This window comes from Alicyclobacillus vulcanalis, assembly GCF_900156755.1.
Taxonomy (GTDB): Bacteria; Bacillota; Bacilli; order Alicyclobacillales; family Alicyclobacillaceae; genus Alicyclobacillus; species Alicyclobacillus vulcanalis.
On the sequence record NZ_FTOO01000013.1, the window covers coordinates 77,184 to 86,188 of the forward strand.

The following is a 9,005-nucleotide window of genomic DNA, read 5'->3' on the forward strand; positions in this document are numbered from 1 at the left end:
GGGGGGATCCTGATGAAACGCCATCATGAAGCGCGGCGCGGAGAACGCGGATTGTCTCTGCTGTGGTCTATGGTCTACGTCGTCATTCTCACCTCGCTCGTCAGTACCGCGCTTGTGTGGAGCCGGTATACGCTGCGAATGGGTGGCCTGGGCCAAATTCAAGATCAGAGGACCGCGTTTCAGTCTCAGGCCTCCTTCGACCAGGCTGCGCTGTCGGCCATGCAGTCCGCTGCGCAGCAGGCGACGGTCTCCTTGTCGACAAACCCTATCTCGCAATTGCTTGCCTGGTTGACATTTTGGGGGGCATCGTTTGTTTCGTTTCTAACGGGCCAATCGCTTCAGCTGGTGACCATGCAGGATTTGACCAACGCACTGAATCAGAAGGTGTTCCCAGCGCTCTCCAGCCAGCAAATGCAGGGGAGCATCGTCTACACGTATACCACCTCCTGGAGTCAGCAGCTCCAAAATCAAATTTCCCAATTACAAAATCTTGCGGGCACGGTGCAGCCCTGGTCAAGCGCGTGGGACTCTCTCGAACTGGCAGCGGACCTGTTGCAGGCCGTGCTGACGCTGTCGCCGAACTACGTCCAGCCTCATGCCGTGATTCAGGTGCAGAGCGCTCAGGGCGGCTACTCAATGTATTACAACGCCACGTACGTGTTCAACCCCAACACCTTTCAATGGGTCCTGCAGATTACGCAGGACTGAGATAGAGGAGCGGTAGCATCGAGAAAGCGAGCTCCAAAAGCAACAAGAGTGGAAGGGGTAAAGGGATGCCATTGCGTCTATCGAAATCCTCTCGCAGAAGTGCTGTCGGCGTCGATGTCTGTGATGCCGGAATCCGCATCGCAGAAGTCGAACCCGGCAAACCGCTCCGCGTGACCCGACTCGTGACAGAACCCTGGGATCTCGCCCAGACCGTTTCGGATCCCTATCCGACCTTTGCGCTCGCCCCCATGCTCAGTCGCGCCTTCGATGCCGCTCGCAGGAAGACGCTCGCCGTGCACGTTGCGCTGCCTTCTCGGTTTAGCGTCATTCGGCAGATTACGCTTCCTGCGGTCAGCGAAAGAGAACTCGCGAGCGCCATTGAAATTCAAATTCAGCACAATATCCACCTTCCGTTCGACGAGGCGGCCTACGACTACGTCCAGTGTGAACCGCCAGACGGCGAGGCCGATAGCCTGAGCGTGCTGCTCGTCGCGGCCGATAAGTCTCGGGTGCAGGACATCGTGCAGGCGTTTCGGCAACTGGGCGTGCGGCCGCACAGCATCGACATCCACGCGCTTGCGCTGTTTCGCTTCATCCGCCGGTTTCGTCCAGATCTTCCGAAAAGCTTTCTCCTGCTCGAGACCGGCGAGGACACGGTGGACATGCATGTCTTCCATGACGGCCTGCTCTACTTGTCCCGCCAAATTCCCGTGGCGCTCGCGCCGACGGCGGACGTGCCCGCGTTCGACTTCGTCAGCCAGTTTGACGTCGAGATCGAGCGCACGATGAACTTCTTCATGTACACGCTTAACCAGCGCGATGCGGGTTTTGAGCGGCTGTTTATCACCCTGCCGCGGGAAGTCGACGCCACCGAACACCTGCAAGCCCTGGAAGAGCGCATCGGGATGCCGTGTGAGGTCCTGCCCGTGGCCGAGATGATCCGCCGCAACTGTGAAATTGGCCCGGAGGCCCATCGCATGGCCGATCTCGCCGACTACGCCGCGGCCATTGGCCTCGCGCTGAGAGGGGTGTGACACCGTGGATATCAACCTCATGCCGAGACCGGTCCGCGCGTCCGCCCGCATGCGCGCGCCGGTGCGCGGGCGATGGCCGTGGATCGTGATGGGGACCAGCGTGGTGGTGGTCTGCGCCGCGGCGATTGTCGTGTCTCACCTGGCTGCGGCGAGATCGGCCGCCTCGCTGAATCAGTTGCAGCAACAGGTGCAGCTGCTCCAGGCGCAAACGCAGCCGATGAACATGGGATCGTCCGCTCAAGAGGAAACGGCGGCTCAGCAGATCGTGTCGACCAGCGTGAACTACGACATCATCCTTGACGCGTTCGCGCGGGACCTCCCTCCGGGGACAACGGTGGATGCGATGCAGCAGACGGGATCGTCGCTCACCATCTCGGGCCGAAGCGGCAGTGTGGCGAGTGTGGCGGCCTTTGAGGCCGCGCTCGCGCGCGAGCCGTTTACGGCGAGCGCCTCGTTCTCCGCAGCGGCGCTTGAGTCGGGTGGGGGCAGCAGCGTCCCTGCGGGGGCACAGCCGGCCGTACAGAACGTGGGGCACGCCATCGTGGCGCAAGGGGGCGGATCGAGCGAGCGATATGCCTACACGCTGACGCTTGCGCTGAAGTCGGGAGGTGCCGCGCCGTGAAGATTTCCATGTCGAGATCGCTCACACAGCGGGACAAGTCGATTTTGCTGGTGCTCTTGCTTGTCGTCGTGCTCGCCCTGGTGTACCTCCTGGGCGTGCGTCCGGCGCTCGACGAACTGGCCAACGTGGCGACACAGCGCGCCTCGCTCGAGCAGACGCTCGCGTCGCTGGGCGAGATGCACGCGCGCCAGCAGCAGCAGGAGCAGAAGGGGAAGACGGTGTTGTCGCGCGTTCCCATCGGGCCTCATGAGGCGAACGCGCTCGAGATCATCAACCAAATCGCTCAGAAGGACAAGGTGACGCTTGTCTCGGTGCAGATCCCGCAGGGCGGCGGAGCGGCGCCGGCGGGGAGCACAGCGGGCAGTGGCGCAGGGGCGATCCCGGCCGGGGGCGGCCTTCAGAGCCTGCAGTATAACCTGACGATCACGGGCAGTGCGTCGGACGTGGAGTCGTTTTTCGACGACATCGTGCGCGCGCCGCGCTTGTTCACCGTGACCCTTCAGAGCGAAACCGGGACGGCAAGCGGCGCGACGGCGAACTTCACGCTCTACGCGTACTACAGAACCAACTGAGATCGACGGGATCGGCCTGCCATCCACGCCATCCGCGCGGGTCATCGGCGCTCCGCTGCAAAGGCACCGTTCTGCCCCTGTGGCGGGGCAAGACGCCCGAACGGAAAACCTCCCCGCTGGCGACCCCAGCGGTGAGGTTCGTGTTATTGGCTCGAGCGCTGCGCTCGCCGACCGCCCGTCGACCGCTCGCCGACTGGCTCGCCGGGGACCGGGCGGAAATTGGCCGATCACGACTGCTGGGTGAGCTGTGCGGGTTGCCACTGGCGGAGCACCGCCGGCGATATTTTTCCCTGTTGCACGAGATCGCGAATGCTCATCTCCATCGTGATCATGCCGAATTGGCGTCCTGTCTGCATCATGGCGGCGATCTGGTGCGTCTTGCCGCTGCGGATCAGGTTGGCTACGGCCGGCGTGTTCACGAGCACCTCAAACGACGCGATGCGCCCGCGTCCGTCGCGCGTCCGGTGAAGCCGCTGCGATACGACGCCTGCGAGCACGCCCGCGAGCTGGATGCGGATTTGCCCCTGCTGTTCCGGCGGGAACACGTCGATGATGCGCTCGACCGTCTGCACGGCATCCGAGGTGTGCAGCGTCGCGAACACCAGGTGGCCCGTCTCGGACGCCGTGATGGCCGTCGAGATCGTCTCGAGGTCGCGCATCTCGCCGACGAGCAGGATGTCCGGGTCTTGGCGAAGGGCCGCGCGCAACGCGGTGGCGAAGCCCGAGGTATCCTGGCCGATCTCGCGCTGATCAATGATGGACAGCTTGTGCGAGTGCAGGTATTCGATGGGGTCCTCCAACGTGATGATGTGCCGGCGCTGCGTTTGGTTGATGGCGTCGAGCACGGCGGCGAGCGTGGTGCTCTTTCCGCTGCCGGTGGGGCCCGTCACCAGGACCAACCCGTAGGGGCGGTTCATGAGCGTCTTGAATACGCTCGGCAGCCCGAGCTCCTCCATCGTGGGGATGCGCTGCGGGATGAGTCGCGCCGCAATGCTGATGGACCCGCGCTGCCGGTACGCGTTGACGCGGAAGCGGGCCACGCCCGGGATACTGTAAGAGAAGTCGATCTCGCCCGCCTCCATGAACCGCTGCCACCGCTCGTCGGAAAGCATCTGCCGGGCGAAGGTCTCGAGGTCCATGGGCAGGAGTTTTGAGCCCATGGGTTCCAGGTCCCCATGCACCCGGTAGGTCACGGGCGCCCCTGCCGAGAGGTGAACGTCTGAAGCTTCTTTCTCTTTCGCCAGCGCTAGGATTTCATCGATCTGCACGATTTGAACCCTCCCTTGGATGCGGCCGAGATCGCGCGTTACAGGCCTGTCAGGTCCGCGTACAGGTGCCACAGATCCGGGCCGACGAAGGCACACGTGGCCGCGCCGAGCGCCAGAAACGGGGCGAAAGGGATGAGTTGCTGCGCCTTGACCCGACCCGCGAGGCGCAGGGGCAGCGCCGCCAGGACGCCGTAGATGGCGGCGAGTACGAAGGCCATGACCATGTACCCAGGCCCAAGCATCGCGCCGATGGCGAGATTCAGCTTCGCATCGCCCATGCCCATCTTGCCGCCTGTCATGAGATGAATGGCCGCCACGATCACGTACCCGACCGCGGCTCCCGTGGCCGCGAGGAGCCAGGAGCGAATGCCGGTCAGGCTGCTCCCGAGGAAGAAGAGAAGCCCCGCAGGCAGTGTGAGCACGTTCGGCAAGAGGAGCGACGTGAGATCGCACGCGACCGCCGACGCGAGGTACGTCCAAAACGCCCACCACACGCCGACCTGGGCGAGATTGTCCCTGGCTGTCACGGCCGACAGCACAAACGCCGCGCCCGTGGCGAGCTCGATGGCCGGATACCTCCACGAGATACGAGCCTTGCACGTGCGGCACCGTCCGCCAAGCGCCAGCCACGACAGGACGGGGACGAGCTCCCAAGCTCTCAGGGGCCGATTGCAATTCGGGCAGTGCGATCCCGGCCAGACCACGCTCTCCCCGCGCGGAAGGCGATAGCCCACCACGTTGGCAAACGATCCGAAGATAAGTCCGTAGAAAAGCGCGAGGATCACGAGCATCTCGCGAAGAAGCGACTCCTGAGGCATGTTCCGCTCCCCTATGGCACCTCTGGCTGACCTGTGCGAGTTTGGTTATACAAACCAATACGCTCTCGATCGCCCAAATTCCTGCTAAGTCGACGCAATTGGACAAGCTTTTGTACGGCTTTACCATGACAACTTCGTCCAATTTGCTATGTTGAAGAGAAAGGCAGGAAACGGGGGGATAGGCGTCGATACGGACGCATTTTACCGAGATGCGGGTTGGAGCCTCGTGCGCCGGGTGCGGCGGCCGGGGCGGGACGCGGAGGTTGAACCGTGGGGTTTGGCTCCGCCCCATTTGCACCCTCACGCGCGAGCCTATCTGGAACGAGCGTTTCCTCAAGGGTTGTACCGGCATCAAATGGCTGCCGTGCGCGAGGCCATAGGGGGCAACTCCGTGTGCTTGGCGACAGGCACCGCGTCGGGCAAGAGTGCGCTCTTTTTTGCCGCCGGGATCCACATTTTGTCCCAGCGCTATAAGGCGCGCGTGCTCGCCATGTATCCGACGCGGGCGCTCGGCCGCGAACAGGCCGAGCGATGGCGCGATGCCTTTCGCAAAGCGGAACTGCCTTTTACGGTGGGCGTGATCGACGGCGGTGTGCCGCGCCCAAGCCGGGAGGATATCCTCATGCAACACGACGTGATCATCATGACGCCAGACGTCGTGCACGCGTGGCTGCTGCCGTCTCTCGGCTCCAAAACGGTGCGGATCTTCTTTCAGCACCTGCGTTTAGTCGTGGTGGACGAGATCCACACGTACACGGGCGTGATGGGCACAAACAGCGCGTTCTTGTTCCGCCGCTTGGCCCATGCCGCACACGTGTTAGGGTCCGGCTTTCGCATCGTCGCGGCGTCCGCGACCATCGAGAACCCGAGCGCTCACCTCGAGAAACTGTTCGGCAGGGCGTTTGTGGTCATTGGGCCGGAGCAGGATACGTCACCTCGTCACGCCGTGACGTTCGACTTTGTGGAACCCCCGTCCGGCAAAGACCGCCTGCAAGCGGTGGCTCAGCTTCTCCGCCAAATTGCCATTTCCGAAGGTGTGCGCGCCATCGCCTTCCTCGACAGCCGACTACAGGTGGAGGTGCTCGGTTCCATCTTACAGCGCGCCGACGATCTCGACGAAGCCAACCTCGAGGCCCACATGGACGACATGCTCGCAAGCGGCATCCTCCCGTACCGCTCTGGCTACGAAGAAAGGGACCGCGCGGCCATTCAGGAGGGTCTGACAACCGGGAAGTTGTGCGGGGTCGTCAGCACGAGTGCCCTCGAGCTCGGCATGGATATCCCGAACTTGGACGTGGCCGTTCTCGTGGGCGTCCCCCAGCTCCAAACGAGCTTCCTTCAGCGCATTGGCCGCATTGGTCGCCATCGGCCCGGGCGGGTCATCGTCGTGCACAGCGGCACGGCTGCCGACGACGCCATCTTCGAGAACCCAACGCAACTGTTCGACCGACCACTCACCGAGGCCGTGCTGTACTTGGAGCACCCGCGCGCCCAGTACATTCACGCCCTGTGCCTGGCGAGCATGGGCGGTGAGCACGATCTCGCGCTGAACCTGCCGTATGGGGACAGTGAGGAGTTCGAACTCGCCGACGTCGTTTCATGGCCTGAGGGCTTTGCGGAGATCTGTCAAGCCGAGCGCCAGAACCGGCCCCCGCGCGATCTGGAGTGGATGAAAATTGAGGCAGGCGGGAATCCCCATCACACCTACCATCTTCGCGATGTGGAGCGCCAGTTTACGGTCGAAATGCGGTCCCTTTCGGACATCAGCCGCTTGGGCCGCGTTTCGTACTCGCAGGCCTTGCGCGAAGCCTACCCTGGTGCGGTGTATCGCTACATGGGCAGAAGTTATCGCGTCACGGGCGTCTACACTTCGAGCAATCGCATTGAGGTGCGACCGGAACGCCAGTACTACACCCGGCCGCTCACCGTTCAGCCCAAGCTCTACCCGCGCCTCGAACCGGAGCGGGGAGACCGCGTCTGGCGCGCGAGAGAGGGGTGGATGGCCGAGTGTGAAATCTTAGTTTGGGAGGCCGTCACGGGCTTTGTCGAACGCCGCGGATCGGCCAAGCATGAGTTCTCGTACCCTCTGATGCACCACCTCGATCTGCGCGACGTCTACTACGCTTCAAGTTCCTTTCAGCGCTATTACAAAACACATGGCGTCGTCTTTCATCACCCTGCCTTCCAAGGCGCGGAACGCTTGTCCGAACTTGCGGAACTCCTTTTGGAAGCGTTCTCGTTTGTGGTGCCCTTCGACACCCAAGACATCGGCGTCGGCATCGGGCGCTGGGCGGCAGAAGGCCGTCATGGTTCCAAAGCCGACAGCGTCCATTTCATCGCGCTCTACGATCGCGTCTACGGAAGCCTGCACCTGGCCGCTCGGATCATGGAAGACGGCGTTCTGGCGCGCGTCGCGGAGCAGATGAGCAGGTTCCGCACCTTCCGACATCACCGAGCGTTTTCGTCACCTGGCCTGGCGGAGGTTGCGGATGCGTGGATGGCTTCGCTGCGCGAACCAGCCACACTTGAGCGCGCCGAGGTCGCGGTGAGTGAATCACAGAATTCTTCCGAGGACAAGGTGCGCGTCATCCTGCCCGGAAGCGTTGGGTATGCCATCAAGGCAGGGAGGGAATATGAGGTCCGCGACGTCTTCTATACACCGAAAGGACTTCAATACCGCGGTATCTACCGCAATGACCGCGACCATGAGGATTGTGACGTTCAGCTTGAAGCTCACATGGTCGACGGGATTCCTGGCGTCACCCGCTATGGCTGGTACGACCTGAATACAGGCCTCGTGACGGAAGGCGGCTGAGCCGTCCGGCGGCCTCGGCCGATGGCGTTCGCTCGTATTCGCGCAAGAGGCGCACAGCGCGGTATACTGGAGACAAACGGAGGCTACGATGAGAATCGCGAGAAGCGGGAACGACATTGTCGCCAAGCATCTGACGAACGCCTTGCCGGGCGAGGTATTGTCGGTCATCGGGATACGCAGCGCGCGTGTGGTGCGCGCGTTGCCGACGGAATTGCCGAAAATTGAGGTGCGGCAAGAGTTTACCGACATCATGCTGGAGCTTGTGGATGGACGATTGTTGCATCTCGAGTTCCAGACCACGCGCGAGCCGAACTTGTACCGATTCGGCACGTACGATTGGGCCATGGCAGAGCGCTACAAGCGTCCGATCCGCACGGTCATTTTGTACACGCGCGACGTGACGGAGGCCCCGTCGGAGCTCGACGCCGGGAGCATGCGGTACGCGGTCGAGAACGTGTATCTGGGCCGGATGGACGGAGACGCGGCGCTGGAGACTGTGAAACGCCACCTGTCCGCGCACGCGTGGACGGAGGAAGACCGGGTGCGCTTGGCCTTCGCATTCCACATGCGGTTTGAGCGTAGGACCCGGGAAGAGGCGTTTGAAGAGATTGTCGAAGTTGTGCAGCGCGTGCCGGACGTGCATGAGCAGAACTATCTGGCGGCGCTGATATTGGGCTTTAGCGGACGTGTAATGGGGGATGAACAGAAGGAGCAGCTTAGGAGGGTGTTAGAGATGACGGATCTGTTGCGTGAACTGGAGCGGGAGTTTGAGGAGAAGGGGATCCAGAAGGGGATTCAAAAGGGTGAACTTTTGAAAGCTCGGGAGATTGCACATCATCTGCTCGCAGAAGGCGTTCCGATAGGGGTTATCGAAAAGGCCACGGGGCTATCGCGTGAAGAGCTGGAAGAGCTTAAAAAGCATCTGCAGTGAAGGTGCCGTAGATGGCGGATTTCGTGATGGATGGGGCTCAGAGTTCATTTCTGGCCCCTTTTTTGTAAATCGAGCCTTTTGCAGAATCACGAGCCCTTGTGTAGCAAGGGTTTTTCGAGAATAAAGAAGGACTTCACCCCAAGAGAGTGTAAAATGAACTGTGTAAACAGCCATGCCCGATTGGGTACAAGAGGCGGATGAAAATTGGCGGGCCTCTATTTTCTTATCAAACTCCCC

General features: G+C 62.0%; 8 protein-coding genes. 6 read left to right on the forward strand and 2 right to left on the reverse strand.

What is annotated here, in order from left to right; translation table 11 throughout:
* Positions 1 to 12: 12 nt before the first annotated feature.
* From BW934_RS13255 to gspM, 4 genes are all read left to right on the forward strand, one after another.
* Complete coding sequence (locus BW934_RS13255; RefSeq protein WP_076348901.1) at positions 13 to 708, forward strand: FAM151 family protein; 696 nt, start codon at positions 13 to 15, stop codon at positions 706 to 708.
* Positions 709 to 773: 65 nt separating this feature from the next.
* On the forward strand, positions 774 to 1,742 hold the full coding sequence (pilM, locus tag BW934_RS13260) for a type IV pilus biogenesis protein PilM (protein ID WP_076348903.1): 969 nt from the start codon (positions 774 to 776) through the stop codon (positions 1,740 to 1,742).
* 19 nt (positions 1,743 to 1,761) lie between these two features.
* Positions 1,762 to 2,364: a PilN domain-containing protein gene (locus BW934_RS13265; protein WP_234969812.1), complete on the forward strand. Its 603-nt coding sequence runs from the start codon at positions 1,762 to 1,764 to the stop codon at positions 2,362 to 2,364.
* Positions 2,361 to 2,936: a type II secretion system protein GspM gene (gene gspM / locus BW934_RS13270; RefSeq protein ID WP_076348907.1), complete on the forward strand. Its 576-nt coding sequence runs from the start codon at positions 2,361 to 2,363 to the stop codon at positions 2,934 to 2,936. The genes BW934_RS13265 and gspM overlap by 4 nt, the downstream gene beginning before the upstream one ends.
* A gap of 227 nt (positions 2,937 to 3,163) precedes the next feature.
* Here the strand turns inward: gspM and BW934_RS13275 are convergent, their stop codons facing one another.
* Both BW934_RS13275 and BW934_RS13280 read right to left on the reverse strand, forming a co-directional pair.
* Positions 3,164 to 4,207: a type IV pilus twitching motility protein PilT gene (locus BW934_RS13275; RefSeq protein ID WP_084182617.1), complete on the reverse strand. Its 1,044-nt coding sequence runs from the start codon at positions 4,205 to 4,207 to the stop codon at positions 3,164 to 3,166.
* Between the two features lie 35 nt (positions 4,208 to 4,242).
* Positions 4,243 to 5,022 (reverse strand): prepilin peptidase, encoded by a 780-nt coding sequence (locus tag BW934_RS13280; RefSeq protein WP_076348909.1) that lies wholly within the window; start codon positions 5,020 to 5,022, stop codon positions 4,243 to 4,245.
* Positions 5,023 to 5,170: 148 nt separating this feature from the next.
* Between BW934_RS13280 and BW934_RS13285 the strand changes: the two genes are divergently transcribed.
* Positions 5,171 to 7,837: a DEAD/DEAH box helicase gene (locus BW934_RS13285; RefSeq protein WP_076348911.1), complete on the forward strand. Its 2,667-nt coding sequence runs from the start codon at positions 5,171 to 5,173 to the stop codon at positions 7,835 to 7,837.
* A gap of 88 nt (positions 7,838 to 7,925) precedes the next feature.
* Positions 7,926 to 8,768: an RpnC/YadD family protein gene (locus tag BW934_RS13290; RefSeq protein WP_076348913.1), complete on the forward strand. Its 843-nt coding sequence runs from the start codon at positions 7,926 to 7,928 to the stop codon at positions 8,766 to 8,768.
* The last annotated feature ends 237 nt before the right edge of the window (positions 8,769 to 9,005 follow it).